The organism is Occallatibacter sp., assembly GCF_049510455.1.
Classification (GTDB): Bacteria; Acidobacteriota; Terriglobia; order Terriglobales; family Acidobacteriaceae; genus Telmatobacter.
The window spans coordinates 1-26145 of sequence record NZ_JBEKYX010000013.1 but is presented as its reverse complement, the minus strand read 5'-3'; the positions used below and the strand labels follow the sequence as shown (position 1 = coordinate 26145).

Here is a 26145-nt window from a genome sequence, read left to right as displayed (position 1 = left end):
GAATCCTGCTTATTGCAGCGCGTGTGCCGCGTTTTCGGCAGCGCGCAGAATCGGCTCCGGCGCAATGCCAAGCCACAGCGTAGCTCCGACAGTGAAAAGCAGAGCAGCGCCAACAGCCACGCCAATCTGCGGCACCGGCAGAGCGGCCTGACTCATTCCGTTTTCTGGCTTCTGCGCAACGGTCACAGCAAGCCGCAGATAATATGCCGCCGCCACGCCGGAGTTCAAAAGGCCAATGATCGCCAGTATCACCGCGCCGCCACCCACGGCGGCAGAGAAGGAATAAAACTTTCCAAAGAAGCCGCCGGTAAACGGAATTCCGATGAGCGAAATCAGGAAGAAGATCAGCAGTGATCCAAGCAGCGGTGAGCGATACATCACGCCGCGGAAGTCCGCCACCAGCGGCAGGTGTTCGTCATAGCCGCTGATCAGCGTGACCACCGCGAAGATACCGACATTCATGGCCGCGTAAGCAGCAATGTAGAAAGCCGCCGCGGCAATTCCGTTGCTGGCAAGCCCGGCAAAGGCCGCAAGCAGATAACCCGCATGCGCAATGGACGAGTAAGCCAGCATGCGCTTCACATTCTGCTGGCGCAGCGCAGCCAGGTTGCCAATCGTCATGGACGCTGCAGCAACAACCCATAGCAGCGGCATCCACAGCGACCGCAGATCGGGCAGCATCTCATACAGCACACGCAGCAGCAGCGCAAAAGCGGCTGCCTTGGGAGCGGTGGAGAGCAGCGCAACCACAGGCGAAGGCGCGCCTTCGTATACATCCGGCGTCCACACATGGAAGGGCGCTGCAGAGACCTTGAACAAGATGCCGACCAGCATCAGCATCAGCGCCAGCACGATGAACGTGTGATTCTGCGCGGATGCAGCCTTGCGTGCGATTTCGTAAATCTGCGTGGTGCCTGTTGCGCCGAAAAGCAGTGCAATGCCGTAAAGCAGAAATCCCGTAGCAAAAGAGCCCAGCAGGAAGTATTTGATAGCCGCTTCCGGCCCTTTACCCGTGTGCTTGCGGTAGCCCGCAAGAATGTAAGTGGAGATGGACGAGATTTCGAGTGCGATGAAGACAACCAGCAGCTCCACTGCGCCTGTAAGTAAGCACATGCCGGACGCGCCAAAGAGAACCAGCGCATAGAACTCGCCCTGATGGTGGCTGTCACGGGGCAGAGTGTCATAAGCCAGCAGCAGCGCAACAAGCACAATGCCGCAGATCAGCACATGAAAGAAGATCGTAAATGGGCTTGTCTCCACCGCACCAAAGAAAGCTGTTCCGGGATCAAGACGAAGTTGAATCAGGCTGACCCAGAGCGCGAGCATCGTTCCCGGAGCAGCAACCCATATCAGCCCGCGCCGCTGTGCGCGTGGAGGCAGAGCTGCATCGATGAGCATGACGAGAATGCCGGCCACCACAAGGACAACTTCCGGAAGAATACGTAGCAGGTCAGTGTTCATCGCGCGGCCTCCTTGCTGTCATGGAACGTCACGGCGAGTTGTGGCAATGGGATTCGCTGCGAGGACGATGTCTGCTGAGTCGGAGCGAGCTTCATAGTACTTTCAATCGTTGGTAGCCAGAGTCCAGGCGCCAGTCCCATCACCAACATTAGAAAGGCAAGCGGCGCAAGGACGACCCACTCATTCCAGCGCAGATCCTCAGCTGGCTTTTCCGTAGCGAGCGCGCTCTCCGGTCCATAAAACACACGCTGCACGAGCCACAGCGTGTACGCCGCGCCAAGAATCACGCTGACGGTAGCCGCGGTGGCCCAGCCCTGACTGACGCCGATAAAGGTGCTCGAAAGAATCAGGAACTCGCCGACAAAGCCATTCAGCATAGGCAGGCCTACCATGGCGAGCGAGGTGATCACGAAGAAAACAGCCGTGCGCGGCAACTTGGCCGCCACGCCGCCGAATGCGGCAATCTGGCTGGATTCATACCGGGAATAAATCACGCCAAGCAGCACAAAAAGTGCGCCTTCCATCACGCCTTGGTTCAGCGTCTGGTATACAGCGCCGGTGCGGCCGGTAAGCGTAAGCCCATAGATGCCGAGCGTAGTAAGGCTGAAGTGGCCGACAGTTCCAAACGCGATGAGCCGCCAGAAATCGCGCTGCACCAGTGCAAGGCACGCGCCATACAAAATGCCGATGACAGTGAGCGCAATCAGAACCGGCGCAATATATTTTGCCTGAGCAGGGAAGAGCGCCACATGGAAGCGCAGCATGGAGTAAAGGCCAAGCTTGCCCGCGATAACCATGGCCAACGCAACCGGCGCTTCGCTGAATGCATCCGCCAGCCACCCGTGCAGCGGAAAGATCGGCACCTTGACCGCAAATGCAAAGAGGAATGCCAGCGCAACCCAGAAAAGTCCGTTTGCAGGCAGCGCGCCGCCCGCGATGGCGGATTGCAACTCCGCGAAATTAAAGGTCCCGGTCTTCGCATAGAGCCACAGAATGGCGACAAGCAGCGGTGCAGAAGGAATAAAGGTAAAGAGAAAGAATTTTGTCGCAGCCTTTGGACCTTCCTTGCGGCCATACATGGCAATCAAGATCGCCATTGGCACAAGCGAAAGCTCCCAGAAGCCGTAGTAAAGCATCAGATCCAGCGCGACAAAGACGCCGAACATCGCCGTCTGCTGCACCAGAAAGAGCGCATAAAAAATCTTGCTGCGCGTCTGGATGACATTCCAGCTTGCCAGCACGCCGACGGGCGCAAGCAGGCCCGTCAGCACCACAAGCCAAAGGCTCAGGCCGTCAATGCCCACGTGATAGTTGATAGCGGGGTTCGAGATCCACGGCTGACTCACTTCAAACTGGAAGCCCGGCTGACCCGCCAGAAAATGCGCAGGCAGATGCAGCGTCAGGCCAAAGCTCACAAGCGCAGTGAGCAGCGCGATCCCCGCTGAAAGCTTGCCTCGCTCCGGCAAAAGCGCAATGAGCAGCGCGCCGGCAAGCGGCACAAGCAGAATGAGCGTGAGGATGTAGTTGTCGATTGCGTTCATTTCCACCCCGCCCATTTAATGTCAATTCCATGCGCGCTGAGGTAATAAGGCAACAGCGCAAACAGCAATAGCGCAGCCGCACCCGCTGCAAGCCATGCAGCATACGAGCGCAGATTGCCCGACTGCCACTTCTGCAGAATCGCTCCGCTCAGCAGCGCAATGCCCCCAAGCAGCCATACGATGCCGCCGATGATGGCGAACTCAACGACCCACTCAAGCAGGAAGCGTGAAATCATCAACAGCGGCTTCACGATGAGCGTGTTGTAAATTTCATCAACGTAATACTTGTGTTCAAGAATGCTGGCGAAACCCGTCGGCTTGGCATTGATATTCTCAATCGCCTTCGAACCGGGCTTGTACATGACATGCGCGATGAGCCAGCCAATCAGTCCCATTGAAACCGCAATTACGCTGAATGCCCACTCAGGTATTCCGCCGGATGCTTCGACAGCACGAGAGCCAACCACCGGCGCAAGCCACGCGCCGAACTTCTCCATGCCAATCCAGCCGCCGCCAATCGAGAGCAGCGCGAGAATCACCAGCGGCCCCAGCATTGACCAGGGGCTCTCATGCGGATGCAGCTCCGGAGCTCGCTGCTTGCCAAAAAATGCAAGATACCAGAGCCGGAACATATAGAACGAAGTCAGCAGCGCAGTGAAGAGCCCAACCGCCGACAGCACTTTTCCCAGCGTCCCCTGCTGAAATGCCGCGTAGAGAATCGCGTCCTTCGAGTAAAAGGCCGATAGAAACGGCGCGCCAGCAATCGCAAAAACTCCCGCAGTCATCGTCCAGAAGGTAACAGGCAGCTTCTTCCTTAGTCCGCCCATCTTGCGCAAGTCCTGCTCGCCACCAATACCGTGAATCACCGAGCCCGCTGCAAGAAAGAGCAGCGCTTTGAAGAAGGCGTGCGTCATCAGGTGGAAGACGCCTGCTGAATACGCCATCACGCCGCAGCCAAGAAACATATAACCAAGCTGCGAGATGGTGGAGTAGGCCAACACGCGTTTGATATCCGTCTGAACCAGTCCCATCGTCGCCGCAAAGAGCGCCGTAGCCGCGCCGATGATGGCCACAACGCTGAGCGCAACCGGCGAGCGATCAAAGATGGCGTGCGAGCGGGCAATCATATACACACCCGCAGTGACCATGGTTGCCGCGTGAATCAGCGCGGAGACCGGCGTCGGACCTTCCATCGCATCCGGCAGCCAGACATACAGCGGAATCTGCGCGCTCTTGCCCGCAGCGCCAATGAAGAGGCAAATGGCGATGCATGTCAACACGCCGCCGGTCCACCCGGGGTTTTCAGCAATCTTCGCTGCAATCTCGCTGAAGGTCAGCGTGCCAAAGTTGGCAAGGAGCAGAAACATGCCAATGAGGAAGCCGAAGTCGCCAATGCGGTTAACGACGAATGCCTTCTTGCCCGCGTCCGCTGCGGATGTCTTCTGAAACCAGAAGCCGATAAGAAGGTATGAAGCCAGGCCCACGCCCTCCCAGCCGACGAACATCAGCAGTGCATTGCCGGCCAGAACAAGAACGATCATGAAGAACAGGAACAGGTTCAGGTAAGCGAAGTAGCGCCAGTAGCCTTTCTCATGTGCCATATAACCGGCGGAATAGATATGGATGAGAAAACCTACGCCGGTGATGATGCATAGCATCGTCAACGAAAGCTGATCGAGCACGAAGCCGAAATCGATGTGAAGTGAGCCGACACTGATCCATGTTGGCGCGCCGTGCTCAATAACCGGAAACGCAATTGCGCCGGACCAGAGCAAATAAGCCGCATGCGCGACGATCGCCAAAGATCCCAGCGGCGCCAGAAGCGCGATCACCGTGACCAGTGCCTTGGGCAGGCGGCTGCCAAAGAGCCCGTTCAGCAGGAAGCCCGCGAAAGGCAGCAGCGGAATAAGCGGTAAAAATAGCATTGGTCCGTTCATAGTTTCATCAGGTCGATTCTGTCGACGGCCAGCGTGGCGCGAGCGCGGAAGATAGCAATAATGATGGCCAGGCCCACGGCAGCCTCCGCCGCGGCAACCACCATCACAAAGAAAACGAAGATCTGTCCCTTCACCAGGTGCCACTGATGCGCAAAGGTGACAAAGGAGAGATTCACGCCGTTGAGCATGAGCTCAATCGACATGAAGATGGTGATCAGATTGCGCCGAACCAGAAACCCTACAATTCCCAGAGAGAAAAGCGTCGCGCTCAGCAGCAGGTACCACGATAAAGGGACCACAGAAAGCGATATCTGGTTCACTTGCCGGCCTCCTGATCTCCGTGCCCCTTGCGCGCCAGCGAGACTGCGCCAAGGATGGCGACGAGGATGAGCACGGATGTGACTTCAAAGGGCAACAGCAGCTCGTGAAAGAGCACGCGGCTCAACTCCTCTGTACTGGTGATGCCATCGCTGAGCGAAACCGAACCGAGGCCCTCCGCTTTAAGAATCACGGTTGCAATCACGGCAAGAATCGCAGCCACGGCAGGGAAGCCGAGCGCAATCGCTGCCTTGCTTCCAAGCGTGCGCTCTTCGCGGCCTGCGTTGAGCAGCATGATGACAAAAGTAAAGAGCACCATGATGGCGCCGGCATAGACAATAATCTGCGCCGCGGCCAGAAACTCCGCGCCGAGCAGCAGATACAGCACCGCCAGTGAAGTCATCACCACCACCAGCGAGAGCGCGCTGTTAATGGGATGCTTCTGGAGCAGGAGATTGAGTGCTCCCGCCAAACACAATCCGGCAAAAACAAGAAAGAGAATCAGGTGCATCGTTCCATCGCATCATGCAGCGGCTCCAAGATTGAGCCGGTCGAGGAAGAGAGGCAGCGAAGTAACTTCGTCGCAGTAAAAGTTCTCTCCGATTGTAAATGAGCATTACGCGCCAAAAACGCATCCTTCGCACGCAACGCTATTGCTTCAACGCAAGCCAGAGGCTTGTTCCCACAATGTTCAAAATTGCAAGCGGCAGCAGATAGCGCCACCCGAAGTTCATCAGTTGGTCGTAACGGAAGCGAGGCAGCGTGCCACGCACCCAGATGTAGAGAAACAGGAAGAAGAAAACCTTGATGACAAACCAGAAGAGGGGCAGCACTGCATTGAGAATCTGGTTTTCAAATGGTCCGATCAGATTCCCGAAAGGGCTGGTCCATCCACCAAAAAACATCAGCGTGGCCAAGCAACTCACCGTAATCATGTTCGCGTACTCGGCCATGAAGAAGGTGGCAAACTTCATCGAGCTGTATTCCGTGTGATAGCCGGCAGTCAGTTCGCTTTCCGCTTCCGGCAGGTCGAAGGGCGCGCGGTTGGTCTCCGCATACGCTGCCATTAGATAAATGAAGAACGCAACAAACTGGAATCCACCAAACATATTCCACGAGAGAATCCCGTGAGCAGCCTGGCTCTCCACAATCACGCGCAGGTTAAGCGATCCGGCCAGCATCACCACGCCGACAAGCGACAACCCCAGTGCCAGCTCATAGCTGATGAGCTGGGCCGAAGAGCGCAGCGAACCCATCAGCGAATACTTGTTGTTCGACGACCATCCAGCCAGCGCAATACCGTATACGCCAATCGAAGTGATCCCGAGAACGACGAGCAAGCCAATGTTGACGTCTGAAATCTGAAATATGTGAAAGCCCTGCGGCGCAATCTCCGGGTTGCCGAATGGAACGACGGCAATCGAGATCAGCGCGCAGCCAAGTGCAAGAACCGGAGCCAAAAGATACAGCGGCTTGTAGACATTTGTGGGTATCAGGTCTTCCTTCAGGAAGAGCTTTGCACCGTCCACCAGCGGCTGCAGCAGACCAAAGGGCCCAACGCGGCTGGGCCCCCAGCGGTTCTGGATGCGGCCGACGACCTTGCGCTCCAGAAGCACCGTGTACGCCACGGCGGTCAACAGCACCACCGTGACTACCAGTACCTTAAGAATGCTCCAAAGAACAAACCACCAGATCGTCACTTGACTTCAGCCTTTCGTCCTCAAAAACGTTTGGTTCAGTCCGCTGCGGTCTCAGCCAGCTCGCGGGATTCATATTGATTCAATTCGCTCAGGTACGTGCTATGTCTGCCAAGCTCACCGGAGGTGAATAACCCATCATGCGCAGGCGCAATCAGGTCTCCGCCGTTCGTCGTAATCGCAGAAACCGGCACAAAGCCCGGCTCAGTGGAAACATCATTCCCGGCAAAAAGATTCAGCCGGTCAAGCTTGTATGCAGGCACCAGCCGCTCGATCTCATCCAGCACAGCCAGCGGGTCAAACGGGCTGACCTTTGGCTCAAGACCATTCGCAGTAAGCCACACAGCGTGCCGGTCGGCCTCACCCGACTGCGCTCCGCGCGACTGACCAAAGTCTCCAACCGCGCCGCCCTTGCCAAAGGGAACAAGACTCTTCACGTCCACGCCCATACTGCCGGCCAGTCGAACCAGAATTTCAAAATCGGGCTTCGTCCCTGCAATATCCGCAGCCTTCTTCACCAGCTGCACATCACCAAAAGTATTCGTAACCGTGCCGGTCTTCTCATACAGGCTCGCTGCAGGGAAGACAACATCTGCCAGCGCCGTAGTCTCCGTCGTAAACAGATCAAACACGATCACAAACGCGCCATTCAGGTTTGCAGGATCAACGCCAGCCCTCTTCGCAGGGTTAGCGCCGACAACAAGCAGCGCACCAAGCTTGCCCTGTCGAGCCGCATCAAAGATTTCCGATTGCGACTTGCCAACCTTTGTTGGCAATCTGGGGTACTCAGCCGCAAAGGACCCGGCCTCGCTAACAGGTACATAGCCAGGAAGCAGATCCGGCAGCATGCCCATGTCCGCTGCACCGCGTGAGTTAGCATGATCGCCCAGATAGGCAAAACGCACATTCCCGCGATTCAATCCCCAGGCGACTAGAGACTTCAACTGCGCGCCCCGGAACTCCTGCCCGAAGATAACCAGCAGCGACTCCTCCGCCATCACAGCCTTGGCAAACTCGCTCTGCTGCTGATCCAGCAGCGCCGTCACATCCTTGTAGCCATTCGGCGGAACACCCTGCGAGGCCTTCGCCTGCCGCTCCAGCTTGATCGTCTCGTGATTCACAACATACAGCCGCGCATGATTGAGCCGCACATTGGTGCGAAGATTCCACGCCAGCAGTGGATGCTCCTCCGTCGGGTTGCCACCAATCAGCAGAACTGCTGGAGCCGTTGCCGTCTCGCGCAGTGTGGCAATCTTGCCCTCATGCCCGGCCAGTGCCTGCACAAAGCTCACATAATCGGTGGTGCGATCGTGATCAATATTGTTCGTGCCCAGAACCGTGCGCGCAAACTTCTGCAGCAGATAGTTCTCTTCATTTGTGCTGTAGTTGGAGCCGATCACACCAATCGCATCTCCACCCTTCGCATCGCGGACTTCCTTCAGCTTCGTCCCAGCCACACGCAGCGCATGCTCCCACGTCGTAGGCTCCAGCTTGCCCGCCGCATTGCGAACCATCGGCTTGGTCAAACGCTCCGTAGACTCGACAAAATCAAATCCAAACCGTCCCTTGGCGCAAAGAAAATCGCCATTGATGCCGCTCTTGTCGCGGTTATCCGCGCGCACAATCTCCGTGCCGTCATTCGACTGCTTTACGCCCAGCGTCACCTTGCATCCATCGCCGCAATGCGTGCAGACGGTTGAAATGTGATTCATCTCCCAAGGCCGCGTCTTGTAACGGTATGAGCCCGAAGTCAACGCACCCACCGGGCATGCATCAATGCACATGCCGCACTGCTCGCAATCCAGATGATCGCCGCCATTCGGCGCAATCACCGCACTCACGCCGCGGTTCTGAATACCAAGCGCCCACACATCCATGCCCTCGCCGCACATACGCACGCAGCGGTAGCAGAGAATGCAGCGCGGTCTGTCGAAATAAACAGCAGGGGACCACTTCTGCTCCTCGCGATGCTGCTTGGCCTCGACATACAGGCTCTCACCCGCGCCGTACTTGAACGTCATGTCCTGCAACTCGCACTCGCCGCCCGCATCGCACACCGGGCAGTCCAGCGGATGATTCCCAAGCAGCAGCTGAATCGTAGCCTTGCGCGCCTGCGCAATCTCCGGCGACTCCGTAACAAAAACCTGTCCCTCAGCCACCGTCGTAGTGCAAGCCGTCTGCAGCTTGGGAACCTTTTCCTGGCGCACCACGCACATGCGGCATGCGGCCTGCAGGCTCAACCCTGGGTAATAACAGAAAGCCGGAATCTCAATGCCGGCCTTGCGGCAGGCGTCGATCAGCAGCGTCCCCGCGGGAGCTATCAGCTTCTTTCCATCGACTGTGAACGTTACGTCAGCCATTCGTATCCTTAAGCTGCTTGATGCGCAGGCGGTTCGGCGGCTTGTTGCTGGTCCGGGAGCGTCACGTCGAGCTTCTCCACGACAAAATATTCCACATCCTCAAAGTCTTCTGGCTGGAACTCGATTTTTGTCGTCAGTGCATCGGGAACGGCTTCGCCTTCTTCGACCATGCCTTCTAGATGAAACTCCAGTGCCTCGCGCATCTGTGTCCTCATCTCATCCAGCGTATCTCCCGTCGAAATACACCCGAGCACGTCAGGGGAATGGCCGGAGAAGTTGCTGCCCTTGCACTTCGCAAAAACGACCAGATAGGTTTTCGTCATTTCAACCCTGCTTGCTTGAGGATACTTGCAACGTCCCCTTTGGATAGGTCCTTCGAGCCGTGAAATGGAACAGTCACCGTGCCCTTTTTCTCTGAATGATGAAATTGCATATGGCTACCCTTCTGCCGTGCCAGTTTCCAGCCGTCCTCTTCAAGAATCCGGATAATTTCCCGTGCTTTCAATTAGGTTTCCTATCATGAAATCCACTTACACCACAGCCAGTTCAACATGCTTCGCAAACGGGCAAGGCTTCCCGTTCAAATGATCCTCAAACTCCTTGCGGAACTTCTTCACAAATCCGAGCGTCGGCATTGCAGCCGCATCGCCCAACGGACAGAACGTACGCCCCATCATGTTTTCGGCAAGATATTGAATGTTATCGATGTCCTTTTCCGTGCCAAATCCCGCATGAAAACGCGTCAGCGACTTCTTCAGCCAGTCCGTTCCTTCGCGGCACGGAATACACCATCCGCAGCTCTCATGTGCATAGAAGCTGATCGTTCGCAGCGCAAACTCCACGATGCAAGTCTGATCGTCAATGACCACAACTCCACCAGAGCCAAGCATCGAACCGGCCTTGCCCACCTGGTCGAAATCCATGCCAAGATTTTCAATCTCTTCCGGCAGCAGAACCGGAGTCGAAGATCCTCCCGGCACAACCGCCTTCAGCTTGCGCCCGCCGCGCACGCCGCCGCCAACCTCATAGATCATCTTCTTCAGGTTGTAGCCCATCGGCAGCTCATAGATGCCGGGCCGCTCCACATGCCCGCTCAATCCAAACAAGCGCGTTCCACCATTGCGCTCCGAGCCCACTGCCGCATATGCCGGTCCACCCATGCTGATCACATGCGGAACAGAAGCAATCGTCTCGGCGTTATTGATTACAGTTGGCCCACCATACAAACCAACCACAGCAGGGAAGGGCGGCTTGATACGCGGCACACCACGCTTGCCCTCAAGCGACTCCATCAGCGCCGACTCTTCGCCAACCTCATAAGCGCCCGCACCACTCTGCGTAATTACATTGAACTCAAAGTCCGAGCCGAGAACATTCTTGCCCAGGATGCCCTTCTCATAGGCATCGGCAACGGCCTTCTCCATGATCTCCAGCAGATAACGATACTCGCCGCGCAGATAGATAAAACCAGTCTTTGCACCAATCGCAAGACCCGCAATCATCGTGCCTTCAATCACCGCATGCGGATCGTACAGAAAAATCAGATGGTCCTTACATGTGCCCGGCTCGCTCTCATCGCCGTTCACCAGAACATACTTCGGCTTGGCAGACTGCTTGGGAACAAACGACCACTTCAGCCCCGTCGGAAAGCCCGCACCACCGCGCCCGCGCAGGCCCGAGGACTTCATCTCATTAATGACCCACTCCGGCCCTTCGGCAATGCACTTCTTCAGCGAATCGTACCCGCCCAGCTCGATGTACTTATCGATATTCGCCGCGCCCATACCAAAGCGCTTTGTCACAATCTTCACTTCATCGGGATGCGAGACCAGCCTAGGCATTCTTCACGCTCCCGTTCGCTCCTGAGTTTCCAGCTTTGCCCTTATATTCAGCAAGAATCTTCGGCACATCGTTCGGAGTCAGCTCATCATGAAACGCATAGTTCACCTGGATCGCAGGCGCCCAGCAGCAGACCCCAATGCACTCCACCTCTTCGAGCGAGAAGACACCATCCGGCGTAACTCCCTTGTGTCCAATGTGCAGCTCGTCCTGAAACCGCTCATACAATTCATACGCCCCGCGCAGCATGCAGCTGATATTCGTGCAAACCTGGATGTTGAATTTGCCCGCAGGCTTGAATCGCAGCATCGAGTAATACGTAGCCACATTGCGAACATCGAGCTGCGTGATCCCAATGCGCTCCGCCACTTCCGCAATCACGGCATCGGAGAGATACCCAACCTCGTCCTGCGCATACAGCAGCATGGGAATCAGCGCCGAGCGCTTCACAGGATACTTGGCCACAAGCGTGTCAAAGCGCGCCGAAAGTGCAGGCGAAAAGATGGACATTGTCTCCGTATTTGAACCATTCGGGCTCATTGCATCAACTCCCGTGCCCAGCTTTCCGCTGCCAAATCCATCTCTTCCTCACCCGCCGCGCTCTTAAGCTGCCCAGCCTCGGTCAATTCCAGCATTCCGCTCTGCCCATCTTCGCGCTGCCAGTGTACTTCCGCTCCGCTGCGCTTCAGATCCATCCACTTGTCGCCATGCCGAACCGTAATCTGCTCCTCGCCTAGTTCCACCGTAGCCTGCCGGTTTCCCTTCAGCCCATGCGCCGCGGTGTAACTGCGAAGCAGGGAAGCGAGCGATACCCAAAGTTCCACATACAACTGCTCGCTGTGGTCAGTGACCGCCACTAGCGATCAATCTCCCCCAGCACAATATCAATCGAGCCAATTACCGCCACCACGTCCGCCAGCATCCGTCCCTTGCACATCGTTTCCAGCGCCTGCAATGAGGCAAATCCCGGATACCGCATATGCACGCGATACGGCTTGGCCGTGCCATCGGAAACCACGTAATACCCCATCTGCCCGTGCCCCGATTCAATCTGCTGATACACCTCACCCGCCGGAACCGCAAAGCCCTCAGTCACAATCTTGAAGTGATGAATCAACGCTTCCATCTGCGTCTTCATTACCTCGCGATCCGGCAGCACAATCTTTGGCGCATTGGCCTTGTAATGGCCCTCAGGCATGCCGTCAAGCGCCTGGTGGATGATCTTCACGCTCTCGCGCATCTCTTCCAGCCGCACAATATAACGCGCCCAAACATCGCAGCCGTCCGACACCGGCACATTGAACTGAAACTTCTCGTAGCTTGAGTACGGCATGTCGCGCCGCAGGTCCACATCAATCCCTGAAGCACGCGCCACAGGTCCCGTTACCGCCAGCGCAATCGCATCTTCCTTAGAGAGGTGCCCGATATTCTTCAGCCGGTTGATAAAAATCGGATTGCCCGTCAGCAGATTCGAGTACTCATCAATTTTTTCGGGGAAGGTTTTAATAAATCCGCGAATCCGCTCATACATTCCCAGCGGCGGCTCCATCGCCAGCCCGCCAATGCGAAAGTAGCTGGTCATCATGCGCTGACCGGCCACCATCTCAAAGATGCGCAGAATATCTTCACGCTCGCGGAAGGTATACAGAAATACCGTCAGCGCGCCAATATCCATCGCATGCGTGCCCAGCCAGATCAGGTGCGAATTGATGCGCGTCAGTTCCGTCAGCAGTACGCGAATCCACTGCGCCTTCTCCGGAATCTCCAGCTCCAGCAGTTTCTCAACGGCCAAACAGTAACAAAGGTTGTTCGCCAGCGGCCCCAGGTAGTCCACGCGATCCGTCATCGGAACCACCTGCTGATAAAACTTCGCCTCGCAGGTCTTCTCAATGCCCGTATGCAGGTAGCCGATTTCGGGATACAGCCTTACAACAATCTCGCCATCAATCTCCAGCACCAGCCTCAACACGCCATGTGTCGAAGGATGCTGCGGGCCCATATTCAGCACCATGTGCTGATCGCTTGAACCCTCGGCAACAGGAGCTTCCAGGATCGGCGTACCTACGTCGAAATCCGCCATTAGCGATACCCCTCCACCGGATAGTCCTTGCGCAGCGGATGTCCCACCCAGTCGTCCGGCATCAAAATACGCCGCAGATTCGGGTGGTTCTCAAAACGAATGCCGAAGAGGTCAAAGACCTCGCGCTCATAATAGTTCGCGCCCGGCCAAACGTGCGTGATCGATTCCACCGAAGCGTCAGCCTCATCCACCAGCACGCGCAACCGCACCACTTCCTTCAGCGAGTGCGACTGAATGTGATAGCTCAACTGAAATCGCGGCGTCGAAGGATACCAGTCCACCGCCGTCATATCCTGAAATGCGTTGTAACCAGCAGCCTGCACGGCCTTTAACGCAGGAACGATATTGTCGCTCGCAACCGTCAGCGTCAGTTCTCCGCGATCAAACTTGGCATCGGTAATCAACTCGCCCAACGCTTTCACCGCCGGATGCTCCGGAAGTGCTTCGCGCACGGCGGACGTGCCCAACAGCGTCGTTTTAACAGCGGTCATTAAAGGTCCGCCTTGTCCAGGCTCCAGTCAAGGATGCCTTTGCGAACGATATAGAAGATTCCCACGGCCACAAAACCCAGGTAAACGATCATCTCCCAGAAGCCGAAGAACCGAGAGCCGGTAATGGCGGGCAGCTTTCTGTAAATCACCGCCCACGGCATCATAAATACAGCTTCCACGTCGAACAGGATGAACAGCATCGCCACCATGTAAAAGCGCACGCTGAAGCGCCCGCGCGCGTCGCCCACAGCTTCCACGCCGCACTCGTAAGCGGCGAGCTTGGTTTTCGAATTGCGATGCCGGCCAATAAACCACGAGCCCACAATCATGCTCGTGCCCAGCCCGAACGCGACCACAATCTGCATCAACAGCGGCAGATATTGCCAGGGATAAGGAATGGGATTCATCGCATCCGCCCGGAAAAGATAGGGTTAAAGTCGGTTGTCACAGGAAAGAGAGTCGGAGTTCCTGTGCGAATAAGGTCCTGATCTGAGATTAGGTTTTCAGGCTCCATACGTCAAGGCAATCATTGCCGACACAACATCTCAATTCAATCCTGCTCACACTTCATTCCCGTTATGAACGCACCGTGAATTTCCCATCCTGGCTCACATGCGCGATGCGTTTTCACAACGGAACAGTACTTTGGTTATATGAAGAAAAATCCTGTTCAGTCGAAGAGCTGAATGAGGAGAATCTCATCATGGCCGCGACCACCACTTCCAGCTTCCTGCTCCAGGCCGCCGAATCTGCTGCGTCGGCTCTTCCCCTCCACGCAGGCCGCCGTCGCCGCATCGACCCTGATTCCGGCCGCGCCCTTGAGATCCTGGCCCACGCCATCGAGTATCTCGCCGATGAGTACGTCCATCACGGCGGCCAGCTCAAAGGCAGTGATGGTGAGGTTCAGGCCATGCAGCTTCTCATGGCCGCCAACCGCAGCATCTACACAGCCTGCCCTGAGATTCCCACTCTCGAACAGCGCTGCGTGAATCTTCTTCGCCGTCTCTGGAATTGAAACCGGAGATCAGTTGTCAGAGATCAGAAAGTGCCCCCAGAGCCGTAAAGAACTGACCCCTGATCCCTGACCCCTGTCTTTTCTTTACTGTCCCGCCGCCAGCACACCCAGCAGCAGCAGCCACGCCAGCCCCATCGTGTGCCAGTACCAGGCCGTCGCGTCCACGGCAATCTGCCGTACCTGCACCTGTTTCAAAAGGCTCAGCGCGCACAGGCAAAACGCGACAAACACCACGCCAAGAAGCAGGTGCAGCGCGTGCAGCCCGGTAATCAGGTAGAAAAAATAGCTCGCCGGAGTGGCCCACCGGTCAAACGCAAAGCCCTCAGCCGTAAGCTGCCGCCAGGCCTCCATCTGCCCGGCCACAAACAGCGCGCCCAGAATCAGCGTTGCCGCCAGCCACGGACGCGCCCGCTTCACAGCCGGCTTGCCCAGCCCAAACCACTCCTCCAGCGCGTCCATCTCATGAAAAATCCCACGCCGCGCCATCTCCATCGTCAGGCTGCTCAGCACCAGCACCGCGGTGTTGAGGTAGACAATCGGGGGCAGAAAAATCGGTCGCCAGTCTCCAATCATCTCGAAGCTGCGCGGGTCCAGGTGCCTGCTGGTCTGCCTGGCAAAGAAGAAGACCACCAGCACAGCAAACGCCATCATGTCCGCGGACAGTCCAAAGAAAACAAAGAAGCGGAAGCGGTGCAGCCGGTCGCGGGCGCTGCCTCGCGGCCCGTGCCAGTCATCGTCGCCTCCGCCACCTCCGCCGCCGGTGGGCCGCCGGTCTACAGGCGGTTTCCCGCCGATTCCTGGCTCCTTCCGTTCAATCTCCGGCGGTGTACGAGTGAAGGTAACTGGCATGGCTGGGCCTCAGTTGAGGCGGCGAAACCGCACAAGGTTTTGACGCATGAATCTTCGCATGGAATGGCCGTCTCTGCAATTCCATTGGATGCATTTCCCACAACGCGGGCTTTTCAGTCGCCGATAATCGTGATCGCGACACCAGCTTTACAGTACTAACCACTAGCAGCGAATCACGAATCACTGTCCTCAGGAAACAGCTCCGGCTGCGGCTCACGTCGTCCACGCTTTCCGGCTCCAATCAGGCTCACCACCTCCAGCGTCGCAATCGCGGAGCGGGGAACATAAACCCGCTGCGTGTTCGATCGCTGATCCGGAGGCGTCAGCAATAAACCGGCGCCATCAATCAGGCCACGATCGTTAGCCGCAAGCCCCTCCAGCTCATCACCATCCGTCAGCCCTATCCGGAGCCACAGCCCAGCCGCCCGGGGCCGTACAGTGAACCGCTTGTGCAGCAGCCGCTCAGGGTTGGGGTCGCTGGCAGTAGCTCCGCCCGGCAGATCGCGCACATAGCAGACCCATTTCACCGACTCCCACGCAAACCGCAGAATCTTCCCGCCAGGGTCCAGAATTTCCATCTCCTCCGTCCCAGAAATAAAGCCCGCAGGAGCATACCCCGCAAACCAATCGCGGGCGAACCTGCGTACAATCACCGGTTTGCGTTGGGAAGGCACTCGTCAGGATTGTCGCATGCAGAAAGCGCGAAGGAACAAGTGAAGAGGGACAAGGGACCAAAACCGCCACGAGCAAGCCAGAAGCAGTTCTCTTCTTTTCAGCTTCTCGCAGAATCAACAAAACCAGCTGAAGCCAATTGCCCCAACTTGTCCCTTATCCCTCTTCCCTTGTCCCTTCCTTCACCCATCTTGGTGCAAAAGATAACTAGCCAAGCCCAGCCCGTTGTGTTAATGTACAGCTTTGTAATGTGTGCCATGCGAGGCGTAAGAGTAAGCCTATCAGGCACTTGGAGCAAAAACAGGAATCTTCGATGCCCGATTATGTCTACCTGCTGGAAAACCGGCTTTCCGCTGACCAGCAACATGCGCTGCGTTCTCTCCGGGAAATTGCCCGGGAAGCTGAACTGATCCTCTTCCTAACCGGCGACGCCGTCCGTGATCTGACCAGCGGCCATGCCGTGCGTGACCTTGAAGTGGCAGTTCAAGGAAATTCACTCAAGTTAAAGAAAAGAATAGAGAAGTCTGGCGCCAAAATCTGGGGTGAAGATGAGGCCACCCGGACCCTGTATCTCTGTTTTCCGGGCACCGTCCGCGTCGATCTCGTCAGCACGCACCGCGTCGAATACCCCAAACTCGGCCATCCCATTTATTGCGCCGCTAACATTCAGGATGACTTGCGCCGCCGCGACTTTACCGTCAACGCCATGGCCATCTCCCTTAATGAGGGCTCGTACGGCCTGTTGATGGATCCCCTCAATGGCGCTGCCGACATCGAGGCTCGCCTGCTCCGCCTGGTCTCCAATTACGGTTTTATTGAAGATCCTTCGCTGCTCATTCGAGCCACGCGGTTCAAGGTTCGCCTTGGCTGGGAGCTCGATCCCCGCACCCAGCAGCGTTATGAAAACGCCAGGGCCGACGGCGCCATCGAATACCTTTCCAAGCTGGCCCGCAGCCGCGAACTGGAGCAAATCGGTCACGAAGACGACGGCCTGAAGGTGCTTGAAGCATTTGAAGCAGAAGGCTGGATGCAGGTCCTCTTTCCGCAATGGACGCATGCCAAGGTGGACGCCGCAAGGCTTCATGCTTTGCATGACCTGCGCGTCGAGTTACTGATGCTGGGCGTCCATGCCGACATGTCCGCCGCGCAGATGCAGCTGCTCACGGCCAAGCTTCAACCCAAGGACCTCGCCGCGCTCAAGAAGGTGCTCCTGCGTCCCGGTTTCGTGGAAGAGTGGAATGGGCTGGATGCGGCCGCCGCGGCCTTTTCCAAAGTGCTGCTTGCAAAGGAAAATAAAACCCCTTCGGCGGCCTACAGGCTCTTCACCAGCTATGACCCGGAAGCCATTCTCTGGCTTGGATTTACCAGCAAGGATGCGGTCGTCAAGGAGCATTACAACCAGTTCCTCAAGGTCTGGCCTGAGACCCGCAAGCAGATTCCCTTTGCCTTGCTGCAGGAGATGCGCATCCGTCCGGAGCTGCCTGGTTACAACGATCTTCTGCACGCCATCTTCCTTCAACTGATTGACGGCAAGCTGACCACTCCAGAGGATCTCAAGTCATATCTTGAGCCGCACTCCCCGCCGCCGCCGCCGCCGCCCGTCACCATCAAGCGTCCCCGCGGACGTAAAGCCGCTGAGGCACGTTCCCGGGAGTTTGAAGAGGACGAGGAGGAGGATACTGGCCACAGATCCTCTGACGATGATCTGGACGATATGGGTGGCGAGGATGAGGTTGGTCTAGGCCTGTCGAGGACTGATCCGACCGGCGAAGGCGAAGAAGAACTCGGCCACGATCACGAAGACGAGGAAGAGGAAGAAGAAGACGAACCGGCTCCTCCCGTCAAGCGCGGCAAATCTGCTCCCGCTCCCAAAGCAGCCAAACCAGCTACCACGCCGGAAAAACCCGCCCCGGCTCCTACTCCAGCTCCGGCCAAAGCCGAGAAAGTGCCATCGCACGCCCCAATAAAGTCGGAAGCCCCGGTGAAAGCTCCCGTTAAGGCAGCAAAGCCGGCTCCCGCACCGGTAAAGGCCCCGGCTATAGTTGCCAAGCCTGCGCCTCCCGTAAAAAAGGTTCAGCCGAAGCCGGCATCGAAGCCGCATGTCAAAGCTCCAGTCAAAAAGGCTGCGGCCAAGCCTGCTCCCAAGCCACCGGCAAAGAAATCTCCGCTGAAAAAAGCAGCAGCAAGGGTGACGCCTGCCAAGCCGAAGAAGGTCGTGCCGCACGCCAAGCCCAAAGCCGTAAAGCCAAAGCCTCACAAGAGCGCCAAGCCGGTAAAAAAGCACGCCAAAAAGCGCTGATCTCAGCGGCTCGCAGTTCGAATGCCGCCCCCATTAAAGCATCTCTCCCGAAGATATAAAATTCGGACGCCCCAGCCTGGCCGCGTATTTGTTTTTGCGGCCAGGCGGGGGGCGCTCTACAGCAAGAGGAGAAATGTTCTAGGATTCTACGCGGAGTACGGCAAACGACTGCCAACAGTGTATTTGCAGGGTTTTCTGAGCCCAAAAAGAAACCGGAAGACTCAGCTCCCGGTTTCCTCGTCCTTTGTTTTCCAGCCCTTGTTTCTAATGCAACTTCAGCGTTTCCCGCTCGCGCTTTGTCTGCAGAGCCGCCATATCCTTGCCGTTCAAATCCAGCGGTGTTGCCGGCGTGGGCGGGCAAGCCTGGCAGTTCCGCAGATCGTTCAGAATTTCACCCTTGTCTCGCGCATACTGCCCCGCCAGCCGCGTGAGCGCAAAGGTAATAATGTCGGAGTGGTGCAGATGCGCAAATGCCGGATCGCGCCGCATGTTCAGCCATAGCCGATGCACAAGCTGCACATCTTCCGGGCTCAAGTTTGGCGCGTGAGGTCCAATGTAAAAGACCTTGAACTGGCCCTTCTCGTCCACCACGTAGAAGTTGAACTGCCGCTTGGGCTGCGGCAGCGCCTCCCACGCCTGACCCAGGTAGTAAGCCTGTTCCTCTGCGGTCATCTTGCTTGAGATTCCCGAAACCACGGAGTCAATTTCAAGCGAAGTGGCGCTTTGCGCCAGCGCCGCAAAAATATCGCCCGCAGGTACTACCAGCAGGGAAACCGTCTTACCAAAGCTCTCCGCCACGGAGATCGCCTTGGTAAACAGCATCTGTTCGTATTCGGTAAAATTCTGCTCTTCAGGGGTAATAAACTCCGGTCCGCCCACCGCCATGATGCGAGCGTTCAATACCACCACATCCTGGCTTTCGTCGTGCGCATGCTTTGCCAAAGTCCACTTCAACGCAAACGGGTTCGCAGCATCCCGCATCGTCACCATAATGCCGCCCGATCGAATGCCTACCGAATCGCGGCTCACCTTATCCTGGTGCTCCAGTTGGAAATGATCCTTCATCTGGCGCTCTGCCAGCGCATGTTTCTTCTTGTTAATGCGCTCGCTGATAGTGAAGATGACGAAGAAGGCCGCTGCAAAGGCTATGCCGCTTACAGTAGCCACAGACTTCGTGAAGAGGTTTACAATCGCAATCGAAAGTAGCACGAAGAAGACTGAAATCAGCCCCACCGGCACTTCCGTCTTACCAATCTTGATATTCGGTGGAACCTTCCAGCCGCGCTCGCCGTGATACTTCCAACGCAGCACCAGCATTGCCAGGCTGTTGAAAGTGAATGACCAGATTACGCCAAAGGCATACGCCTCACCCAGCATGTCAATGCTGCCCATGCTCACAATAATCGTGAACATCTGCAGGGCAAAGACCAGGTTCACAATCCGGTGGCTCGTGCCAAATCGCTTGTGAGGCCTGCGGAACCAGTCCGTCAGCACTCCATCTTCAGCCACGCGCATCAGCACGCCTGTCGAACCGATCATTGACGTATTGATAGCGCCTGAAAGAATCAGGAAGCCCACCACCACCACAAAAATGCGGAACCCGATTCGCAGAACCTCCGGCCCCACCATGTACATTGCCAGGCCGGCAATCAGGTTGTCTTTGTATATGGTCGTTCGTTCCAGCGTCGGAATCAGGATGGAAGCCAGAAGCGTTGCGCCGCCCGTAAAAATCAGGCTGTAGATCGCAATCACAATCGCCGCGCGCTTCAGGTTCTTCAGCTTCGGGTGCGCAATCTCGCGATTCACCTGCGCCAGGCTCTCTTCGCCGCTCATCGCCAGAATCGAGTGCCCAAAGGCCATCAGGATGCCGAACATTCCCATATACTTGAGAATGCTCGTGCCCTTCAGGAATCCCAGCGCATCGTCGCTGAAGTTCAGGTGCGCCGGAGTCGGCGGCGGCGGAAGCTGAATACTCGCCGGGTTCGCCACATACTTCTGAATAATCGAGAACGCGCCCCACGCCAGCAGAATCACCACCATCACGGTCGTAATCTGCATCACGCGCAGGGCCTTGTCGCTCGACTCCTCAATGCCCTTGGTGTTCTGCCACCAGTAGTAAATTGTGACAATCGCCGCAAAGACAGCTGAGGTATGGTTGACAGGGAAATAGTTAGGAGCGCCATTGGGGCCAATCAGCGCCTGAGGCAGCAGGTGATGATTCTGGCCGACCAGCATCAGCTCATTCATCAGGCCCACAATGTACTGTCCCGCCGAAACCCCCGAGATCGGCCCCGTGAGGATGTAATCGAACATCAGCGCTGAAACGCTCAACTTGGCGAACGTCCCGCCCAGTGCCTCTTTCACCACGCGGTACACGCCGCCGCGCGTAAACATGGAGCAGCTTTCCACGTACACTGCGCGTACGGCAAAGCTGAACAACATGATTCCCAGGATGAACCAGGGCGCAGCAGCGCCTACGGCATGCTCGGCGATGCCGCCTGCATAGAACGCGGAAGACCCAAGATCATTGAGGACAATGGCGGCGGCGCGCCAGAAGGAAATGAACGTCAGCATCACGCTGGATGCTACGATCAGCCGCACCCGGTCGGGCGGAGGAGCTACGGTCGTTCGAGTGGAGGCCATCACAAAGGGCCGGTTCTACTGCACCGGCGCGTTTCAATCTCGTAGGCGCTAACGATTTCTTATGATTGCTTGCGCCCTAGGAGAGTCTAGGGCTGTTTGGGGCGGGTGTCAATGGCCCAAGCGAAAGGGTTTAGACGCTGGCAGTTGCAGAATGGTGACGCGCGTCAATCTTTCCCAAAAAGCTCTTTGCCGTCCTCGACGAAGCTGATCAGGATCACAATTGTCGACCCCGCCAGCCCCACAAAGAACATTACTTCCAGAACCCTCATCGCAAATAAAGCAATCGCCATGACGTCATTCTACCTCCGAATTCAATTTCTCAGCCATACTCCGCTAAACTCATCCCTGTATGCCAGTTCCCAAATGGATGCCGTGGGCTGCGGCTGTTGTTTCTGCGGCGCTGCTCGAACTGCCGTTTCCGCTTGCCGGGCCCATGCCGGCCTGGCGCGGTCTGATCGCCTTCGTCGCACTCGTCCCGCTACTGTGGGCTATCCTTGCCCCAACCGAATCCCCGCGCCCGCTTCGTCATTCGTTCCTGCTCGGCTATCTCTGCGGCGTCCTCTGGTATGCGGGCAACTGCTACTGGATCTACGACACCATGTTGATTCACGGCGGTGTTCCACCCGCCGGCTCTGTGGGGTTGCTATTTCTTTACTCACTGGTCCTCGGCCTCTACTTCGGCCTCTTCGCGCTGGGCGTCAAATTCATCGCAAGCCGGCTCAGCATAGGCCTCGCACTCATCGCCGCGCCGTTTCTTTGGACGGCACTCGATCTAGCCGCTGCGCGCATCACATCCGTGCCGTGGGATCAGCTTGGGTATTCACAGGTGGACAACGACTTTTTTACCCCGCTTGCCACGTTGACCGGTGTTTGTGGCATCACTTTATTGCTTGTGGGCAAGAATGCAATTCTCGCGTACGGCATCCTGCGACCGTTCAAAAGTAGGTGGTTGCGGCTTTGCGCCATTTTTCTGGTTATTCTCGGGATGAATGTCTCGCTACGTCCGGTGCTTCCTGCTCTTGCCGAAAATACCACCGCCACTGCCATCCTCCTCCAACCCAATCTCGACGTGAGTGTCGATAATCGATGGAACTCACCTCAGTTATGGAACGACCACATCAGCCAGTTCGCCAGCCTCGCGAAAGACCACTGCCAGCCGTCCACCGCGGGACTCCCACAAACCAACGCGCCGGAATTCCGTGCCGCTTGCCCCACGCAGCCGCCGCCAGGCCTCATTGTCTGGCCGGAAGCTCCGTCTCTCTCTTTTTACGAAGCCGACTCGCGCTTCACGCAAACCATGTCCTCCATCGCTCGAGACAAAAACGCCGCCCTCATCATCGGCGGCATCGGGGCCGATGTGGTCGGCAACAACGAATACAACTACAATTCCGCCATGCTCTGGGCAGCCGATGGCTCACGCATTGGCCGCTACGACAAAATCCACCTCGTTCCCTACGGTGAATTTGTCCCCTACCGCGACCTCTTCTTCTTCGCCCATAAGCTCACATCCCAGATCGGCGATTTCTCCCGCGGCACGGACCGCAAGACCTTCCTACTCACCGATCGCAACGGCCAGAATCATCGCTACGGCATCTTCATCTGCTACGAATCCGTCTTCGCCGACGAGATCCGCCACTTCGCCCTGAACGGAGCTGAAGTCCTCGTCAACATCTCGGACGACGGCTGGTACGGCGACACATCAGCGCCCTGGCAGCACCTGAACATGGCCCGCATGCGCGCCATTGAGAACCGCCGCTGGATTCTTCGCGACACCAACACAGGCGTCACCTCGGTCATCGACCCCTACGGCCGCGTCCGTCAATCGATCCCGCGCCACACGGTCGGCGCGCTCGTCGCACAGTACGGCTTTAACTCCGAGACCACCTTCTACACACGCCACGGCGACGTATTTGCATGGCTGTGTGCCATATTGAGCCTCGGAATTTTGGCCTGGGCTGGAGGACGACCGTTGTGCCAGCAGATTGCTAGCAAAAATTAACCAAGTAGGTTAGTATCTTTATGGAAAAGCGCACTCCGCATTGTCCGTTGTTGCGAATCAAAATACTGGTCGAAGCAGGCAAGGTGCGGACCACGCAAACGGCGCTAGCAGGAGCCGTGGCTTTGGGATTTGGGTACTCTGAGATGCTGGCCGTGGTGTTGGCGCTTAAACCGGGGGATTTCTACAAGAGCATGACCACCTACGCCGATCACAGAATCTGGCAGGATGTCTATCGCCCCAGGACCGAGGCCGGCGATGTGTATCTGAAGCTGACTGTCATCGACGATGTGCTGATTGTCTCGTTCAAGGAGTTATGACTATGAAATGTCCTGTTTGCGGCGCGGCCGAGCTGGTTCACGATACCCGTAACATCCCTTTTAGCTACAAGGGCGAGACTGCCATTTTGAAGACGACAGGCGATTTCTGCCCGGCTTGTGGCGAATCCATTCACGATAGGGAGGATTCCGAGCGCGTAATGCATGAGATGCGGCATTTCGTGCGGCAGGTGAATTCCGCCATCGTCGACCCCGCGTTTATTGCCAGAGTACGCAGGAAGCTCGATCTCGACCAGCGCCAGGCAGCCGAAATCTTTGGCGGCGGCGTCAATGCCTTTTCCCGGTACGAGAACGGCAAGACCAAACCGCCCTTGTCACTGATCAAACTGCTCCAAGTGCTGGACCGCCATCCCGACTTGCTAGAGGAGATCAAGGTCGCCTAGTACGGCGGAAGGCGCATATCGAATTAGAGTGGCTCATGCTCTGTCGCTTCTTATACGAGGCTTATACCGGGCCATATACGGACTCTGTAGTGGCGTTGCTTATACATGCTTACAGGAGTGCCACCCATAGCCTATACACGTACGCGCGCGTATAGATACCACCCCCACGCGTACGTGCGCGCGTCGCGCGTGTAAGTCATTTAAAATGAATAAATTATGTGTTGACTTCGAGGGTCGACTAGCGCAAAATGGCACTGCTGAACAATGTAATTGAGGTGTGCCATGGCAAGAATTGATTATTCATTTCGGTCTTCTAAGCGAGCATTGAATCTGGATTGTCGAGTCAAAGATTTTTGGGAAGCAAAGAAGAAGACTTTTTGCTTCAGTGAAGAGATAAAAATTTCCTGGCGATTTGATTACACCCTGAGGGCTCGCGTTAGCGTATTTCCTCATCGTGCCAGCCTGCACTCTTCAAACTCTCAATTCGCTCTCGACAAACTCTACGCCGGACAAACTCAGCAGATTAGTTTTTCTTTCGGCCATGAGATTCTTAGGCTTGAAATACCATTGATCAATTCAAATGAAACAATCAACGAACAGTTGCCTTGGAATCAGACCGGTACAGGTAAACCATGTATTAGTTGGGAACACTTCGTCTCCTTTTACAGAATTAACTGCTTGGTTGTTTTCGATCCACCGCCTACTGGTCCTCCGCCTGTTGAACGTGATTGGAGTGGGTTCTTATCCGGAGGACTACCAAGCCTTGGAAAAAGGAGATAGGCTGGAACAAGATTTCGGATGGGAGCTCGCCTGCACCACAGGGCGCGAAACCTGCGGCATCCACTGCAATGATATTCTGGAAGGCAGTAAAGATAACGCAGATTCACAGTCCAAACCAAAGTCAGGTCAAACGAGCAAAAATGACGTTGAACGATCTCGAGTTCGCCTATGCTCCCGTGCGCGATCAGGTGCGCGACCTGCGGGAGTATCTTTGACCCTGCACGCATCCGCCGCGAGCTCTCTGAAGTAGAAACCAAGCTAGCCAATCCGGCGCTGTGGTCCGACCCCGCTGCTTCACAGCCGATCATGCGCGACCGCAAGCGCCTTGAAGGCCTTGTTGCCCATGATGAGGAGCTTGTCCGCCGCTCCGGCGATATCGAGGCTTACTTCGAGCTAGCCCGTGAAGGTGAGGATGTACTCTCCGACCTGGAGCGCGACATCAAGTCTCTAAGCACCTTCGCGGAGGAACTTGAAGCCAAAACCATGCTCTCTGGCGAAGCCGACCCGCTCAATGCCATCGTCACCGTCCATCCCGGCGCGGGCGGCACGGAATCGCAGGATTGGGCAGAAATGCTTCTCCGCATGTATCTGCGCTGGGCTGAGCAGCAGGGCTTTAAAACGGAGATGAACGACTACCAGGATGGCGAAGAGGCGGGCATCAAATCCGCTACCTTCACGATCACCGGCGATTACGTCTTCGGCCAGCTCGCTGGGGAGAGCGGCGTTCATCGTCTTGTTCGCATCTCGCCATTTGATTCTGCCAAGCGCCGTCACACCTCCTTCGCTTCCGTCTATGTCTCGCCGGAAATCGACGATTCCATCCACGTCGACATCAAGGCCGATGACCTCCGCATCGACACCTACCGCTCCGGGGGCAAAGGCGGCCAGCACGTCAATACCACGGACTCTGCCGTTCGCATCACCCACCTGCCCACCAATATCGTGGTGCAATGCCAGAACGAGCGCTCGCAGCACAAAAACCGCGAAAAGGCGATGAAGATGCTGCGCTCGCGCCTGTATGAGTTCGAGCTTGCAAAGAAGAAGGCTGAATCCAAGAAGCTAGAAGACTCGAAGCTCGAAATCAACTTTGGATCGCAGATTCGGTCTTATGTTCTGCAGCCGTATCGCATTGCCAAAGACCACCGCACCAAGGTCGAAGTGGGTGATGTGGATAAGGTTCTCGACGGCTACCTCGAACCTTTCCTGCGCGGTTATCTGCTTGCCAAGCGCCGCGGGACTGCTAACGGCGGCGGTTCGGACGACGATCTCGATCTATAGCTTCAGAAAGTTCGCTCTATTCCCACAATGAATGCCTCATTCTTCTCCCTAGGGCGTGTCATCTAATTGGTTATATGCGCGGAGCCTGGGCAGATTTTAGCTTGAGGTCATGACTGTAAGGCGCTATGGATTACGGGACGATCAGTGGGATCGGATCAAGGATTTGTT

General features: G+C 56.6%; 26 protein-coding genes. 7 read left to right on the top strand and 19 right to left on the bottom strand.

Annotated elements, in window-relative coordinates:
• Positions 1 to 9: 9 nt before the first annotated feature.
• The 15 genes from ABSG47_RS04095 to ABSG47_RS04025 all read right to left on the bottom strand — a co-directional run bounded on the left by ABSG47_RS04095 (position 10) and on the right by ABSG47_RS04025 (position 14131).
• A complete protein-coding gene (locus ABSG47_RS04095) occupies positions 10 to 1461 on the bottom strand; it encodes an NADH-quinone oxidoreductase subunit N (protein ID WP_424166738.1) in 1452 nt (483 codons plus the stop codon).
• Positions 1458 to 3002 carry a complex I subunit 4 family protein gene (locus ABSG47_RS04090; RefSeq protein ID WP_424166735.1) on the bottom strand — a complete coding sequence of 515 codons (1545 nt, stop codon included), beginning with the start codon at positions 3000 to 3002 and terminating at the stop codon, positions 1458 to 1460. The genes ABSG47_RS04095 and ABSG47_RS04090 overlap by 4 nt, the downstream gene beginning before the upstream one ends.
• Entirely contained in the window at positions 2999 to 4939 is a 1941-nt protein-coding gene (gene nuoL, locus ABSG47_RS04085) for an NADH-quinone oxidoreductase subunit L (protein ID WP_424166732.1), read from the bottom strand. The genes ABSG47_RS04090 and nuoL overlap by 4 nt, the downstream gene beginning before the upstream one ends.
• Positions 4936 to 5238 (bottom strand): NADH-quinone oxidoreductase subunit NuoK, encoded by a 303-nt coding sequence (gene nuoK, locus ABSG47_RS04080; protein WP_424166799.1) that lies wholly within the window; start codon positions 5236 to 5238, stop codon positions 4936 to 4938. Before nuoK ends, nuoL begins: the two co-directional genes overlap by 4 nt.
• A 17-nt stretch (positions 5239 to 5255) precedes the next feature.
• The gene (locus ABSG47_RS04075; RefSeq protein ID WP_424166729.1) at positions 5256 to 5768 is read right to left on the bottom strand and encodes an NADH-quinone oxidoreductase subunit J family protein; all 513 of its coding nucleotides are present in this window, start codon (positions 5766 to 5768) and stop codon (positions 5256 to 5258) included.
• A gap of 139 nt (positions 5769 to 5907) precedes the next feature.
• Positions 5908 to 6957, bottom strand: a complete 1050-nt coding sequence (gene nuoH, locus ABSG47_RS04070; RefSeq protein ID WP_424166726.1) for an NADH-quinone oxidoreductase subunit NuoH — start codon at positions 6955 to 6957, stop codon at positions 5908 to 5910.
• 35 nt (positions 6958 to 6992) lie between these two features.
• Complete coding sequence (locus ABSG47_RS04065; RefSeq protein WP_424166723.1) at positions 6993 to 9314, bottom strand: molybdopterin-dependent oxidoreductase; 2322 nt, start codon at positions 9312 to 9314, stop codon at positions 6993 to 6995.
• An 8-nt stretch (positions 9315 to 9322) separates the two neighbouring features.
• Positions 9323 to 9637: a type II toxin-antitoxin system HicB family antitoxin gene (locus ABSG47_RS04060; RefSeq protein WP_424166720.1), complete on the bottom strand. Its 315-nt coding sequence runs from the start codon at positions 9635 to 9637 to the stop codon at positions 9323 to 9325.
• Complete coding sequence (locus tag ABSG47_RS04055) at positions 9634 to 9819, bottom strand: type II toxin-antitoxin system HicA family toxin (protein WP_424166718.1); 186 nt, start codon at positions 9817 to 9819, stop codon at positions 9634 to 9636. Before ABSG47_RS04055 ends, ABSG47_RS04060 begins: the two co-directional genes overlap by 4 nt.
• Positions 9820 to 9844: 25 nt before the next feature.
• A complete protein-coding gene (gene nuoF, locus ABSG47_RS04050; protein WP_424166715.1) occupies positions 9845 to 11155 on the bottom strand; it encodes an NADH-quinone oxidoreductase subunit NuoF in 1311 nt (436 codons plus the stop codon).
• Positions 11148 to 11663: an NADH-quinone oxidoreductase subunit NuoE family protein gene (locus tag ABSG47_RS04045; protein WP_424166713.1), complete on the bottom strand. Its 516-nt coding sequence runs from the start codon at positions 11661 to 11663 to the stop codon at positions 11148 to 11150. The genes nuoF and ABSG47_RS04045 overlap by 8 nt, the downstream gene beginning before the upstream one ends.
• 26 nt (positions 11664 to 11689) lie before the next feature.
• Complete coding sequence (locus tag ABSG47_RS04040) at positions 11690 to 12010, bottom strand: transcriptional regulator (RefSeq protein ID WP_424166710.1); 321 nt, start codon at positions 12008 to 12010, stop codon at positions 11690 to 11692.
• Positions 12010 to 13233: an NADH dehydrogenase (quinone) subunit D gene (nuoD, locus tag ABSG47_RS04035; RefSeq protein WP_424166708.1), complete on the bottom strand. Its 1224-nt coding sequence runs from the start codon at positions 13231 to 13233 to the stop codon at positions 12010 to 12012. Before nuoD ends, ABSG47_RS04040 begins: the two co-directional genes overlap by 1 nt.
• On the bottom strand, positions 13233 to 13724 hold the full coding sequence (locus ABSG47_RS04030) for an NADH-quinone oxidoreductase subunit C (RefSeq protein ID WP_424166705.1): 492 nt from the start codon (positions 13722 to 13724) through the stop codon (positions 13233 to 13235). Before ABSG47_RS04030 ends, nuoD begins: the two co-directional genes overlap by 1 nt.
• Positions 13724 to 14131 (bottom strand): NADH-quinone oxidoreductase subunit A, encoded by a 408-nt coding sequence (locus ABSG47_RS04025; protein ID WP_424166702.1) that lies wholly within the window; start codon positions 14129 to 14131, stop codon positions 13724 to 13726. The genes ABSG47_RS04030 and ABSG47_RS04025 overlap by 1 nt, the downstream gene beginning before the upstream one ends.
• A gap of 296 nt (positions 14132 to 14427) precedes the next feature.
• Here ABSG47_RS04025 and ABSG47_RS04020 point away from each other — a divergent pair, with 296 nt between their 5' ends.
• On the top strand, positions 14428 to 14739 hold the full coding sequence (locus tag ABSG47_RS04020) for a hypothetical protein (RefSeq protein ID WP_424166699.1): 312 nt from the start codon (positions 14428 to 14430) through the stop codon (positions 14737 to 14739).
• Positions 14740 to 14823: 84 nt separating this feature from the next.
• On the opposite strand, the gene ABSG47_RS04015 is transcribed toward ABSG47_RS04020, so the two are convergent.
• A complete protein-coding gene (locus ABSG47_RS04015; RefSeq protein WP_424166697.1) occupies positions 14824 to 15588 on the bottom strand; it encodes a cytochrome c oxidase subunit 3 in 765 nt (254 codons plus the stop codon).
• A 173-nt stretch (positions 15589 to 15761) separates the two neighbouring features.
• On the bottom strand, positions 15762 to 16241 hold the full coding sequence (locus ABSG47_RS04010) for a DUF6982 domain-containing protein (protein WP_424166694.1): 480 nt from the start codon (positions 16239 to 16241) through the stop codon (positions 15762 to 15764).
• 332 nt (positions 16242 to 16573) lie between these two features.
• Here ABSG47_RS04010 and ABSG47_RS04005 point away from each other — a divergent pair, with 332 nt between their 5' ends.
• Complete coding sequence (locus ABSG47_RS04005; RefSeq protein WP_424166691.1) at positions 16574 to 18559, top strand: tRNA nucleotidyltransferase/poly(A) polymerase family protein; 1986 nt, start codon at positions 16574 to 16576, stop codon at positions 18557 to 18559.
• Between the two features lie 264 nt (positions 18560 to 18823).
• Here ABSG47_RS04005 and ABSG47_RS04000 read toward each other — a convergent pair whose 3' ends face one another.
• Together ABSG47_RS04000 and ABSG47_RS03995 are read right to left on the bottom strand one after the other, a co-directional pair.
• Positions 18824 to 21202, bottom strand: coding sequence for an APC family permease (locus tag ABSG47_RS04000; protein ID WP_424166689.1), 2379 nt, complete (start codon positions 21200 to 21202; stop codon positions 18824 to 18826).
• Positions 21203 to 21366: 164 nt separating this feature from the next.
• Complete coding sequence (locus ABSG47_RS03995; protein WP_269431398.1) at positions 21367 to 21492, bottom strand: hypothetical protein; 126 nt, start codon at positions 21490 to 21492, stop codon at positions 21367 to 21369.
• Positions 21493 to 21551: 59 nt separating this feature from the next.
• On the opposite strand from ABSG47_RS03995, the gene lnt reads away from it, so the two are divergent.
• The 5 genes from lnt (at position 21552) to prfB (ending at position 25977) form a co-directional block, all read left to right on the top strand.
• The gene (gene lnt, locus ABSG47_RS03990) at positions 21552 to 23201 is read left to right on the top strand and encodes an apolipoprotein N-acyltransferase (RefSeq protein WP_424166685.1); all 1650 of its coding nucleotides are present in this window, start codon (positions 21552 to 21554) and stop codon (positions 23199 to 23201) included.
• A 20-nt stretch (positions 23202 to 23221) separates the two neighbouring features.
• Entirely contained in the window at positions 23222 to 23518 is a 297-nt protein-coding gene (locus tag ABSG47_RS03985; protein ID WP_424166683.1) for a type II toxin-antitoxin system MqsR family toxin, read from the top strand.
• Positions 23519 to 23520: 2 nt separating this feature from the next.
• Complete coding sequence (locus ABSG47_RS03980; protein ID WP_424166681.1) at positions 23521 to 23919, top strand: type II toxin-antitoxin system MqsA family antitoxin; 399 nt, start codon at positions 23521 to 23523, stop codon at positions 23917 to 23919.
• A 282-nt stretch (positions 23920 to 24201) separates the two neighbouring features.
• Positions 24202 to 24699, top strand: a complete 498-nt coding sequence (locus ABSG47_RS03975; protein WP_424166679.1) for a hypothetical protein — start codon at positions 24202 to 24204, stop codon at positions 24697 to 24699.
• Between the two features lie 140 nt (positions 24700 to 24839).
• A protein-coding gene (gene prfB, locus ABSG47_RS03970) for a peptide chain release factor 2 (protein WP_424166677.1) occupies positions 24840 to 25977 on the top strand; the annotation gives its coding sequence in 2 pieces (ribosomal slippage) (positions 24840 to 24911 and positions 24913 to 25977; 1137 coding nt in all).
• The last annotated feature ends 168 nt before the right edge of the window (positions 25978 to 26145 follow it).

Bases quoted from the DNA above. Each gene is read 5' to 3' on its own strand.
- ABSG47_RS04095 (WP_424166738.1), bottom strand. From the start codon at position 1,461: ATGAACACTGACCTGCTACGTATTCTTCCGGAAGTTGTCCTTGTGGTG.
- ABSG47_RS04090 (WP_424166735.1), bottom strand. From the start codon at position 3,002: ATGAACGCAATCGACAACTACATCCTCACGCTCATTCTGCTTGTGCCG.
- nuoL (WP_424166732.1), bottom strand. From the start codon at position 4,939: ATGAACGGACCAATGCTATTTTTACCGCTTATTCCGCTGCTGCCTTTC.
- ABSG47_RS04075 (WP_424166729.1), bottom strand. From the start codon at position 5,768: ATGCACCTGATTCTCTTTCTTGTTTTTGCCGGATTGTGTTTGGCGGGA.
- ABSG47_RS04065 (WP_424166723.1), bottom strand. From the start codon at position 9,314: ATGGCTGACGTAACGTTCACAGTCGATGGAAAGAAGCTGATAGCTCCC.
- ABSG47_RS04060 (WP_424166720.1), bottom strand. From the start codon at position 9,637: ATGACGAAAACCTATCTGGTCGTTTTTGCGAAGTGCAAGGGCAGCAAC.
- nuoF (WP_424166715.1), bottom strand. From the start codon at position 11,155: ATGCCTAGGCTGGTCTCGCATCCCGATGAAGTGAAGATTGTGACAAAG.
- ABSG47_RS04045 (WP_424166713.1), bottom strand. From the start codon at position 11,663: ATGTCCATCTTTTCGCCTGCACTTTCGGCGCGCTTTGACACGCTTGTG.
- nuoD (WP_424166708.1), bottom strand. From the start codon at position 13,233: ATGGCGGATTTCGACGTAGGTACGCCGATCCTGGAAGCTCCTGTTGCC.
- ABSG47_RS04030 (WP_424166705.1), bottom strand. From the start codon at position 13,724: ATGACCGCTGTTAAAACGACGCTGTTGGGCACGTCCGCCGTGCGCGAA.
- ABSG47_RS04025 (WP_424166702.1), bottom strand. From the start codon at position 14,131: ATGAATCCCATTCCTTATCCCTGGCAATATCTGCCGCTGTTGATGCAG.
- ABSG47_RS04020 (WP_424166699.1), top strand. From the start codon at position 14,428: ATGGCCGCGACCACCACTTCCAGCTTCCTGCTCCAGGCCGCCGAATCT.
- ABSG47_RS04015 (WP_424166697.1), bottom strand. From the start codon at position 15,588: ATGCCAGTTACCTTCACTCGTACACCGCCGGAGATTGAACGGAAGGAG.
- ABSG47_RS04005 (WP_424166691.1), top strand. From the start codon at position 16,574: ATGCCCGATTATGTCTACCTGCTGGAAAACCGGCTTTCCGCTGACCAG.
- ABSG47_RS04000 (WP_424166689.1), bottom strand. From the start codon at position 21,202: ATGGCCTCCACTCGAACGACCGTAGCTCCTCCGCCCGACCGGGTGCGG.
- ABSG47_RS03995 (WP_269431398.1), bottom strand. From the start codon at position 21,492: ATGGCGATTGCTTTATTTGCGATGAGGGTTCTGGAAGTAATGTTCTTT.
- lnt (WP_424166685.1), top strand. From the start codon at position 21,552: ATGCCAGTTCCCAAATGGATGCCGTGGGCTGCGGCTGTTGTTTCTGCG.
- ABSG47_RS03985 (WP_424166683.1), top strand. From the start codon at position 23,222: ATGGAAAAGCGCACTCCGCATTGTCCGTTGTTGCGAATCAAAATACTG.
- ABSG47_RS03980 (WP_424166681.1), top strand. From the start codon at position 23,521: ATGAAATGTCCTGTTTGCGGCGCGGCCGAGCTGGTTCACGATACCCGT.
- ABSG47_RS03975 (WP_424166679.1), top strand. From the start codon at position 24,202: ATGGCAAGAATTGATTATTCATTTCGGTCTTCTAAGCGAGCATTGAAT.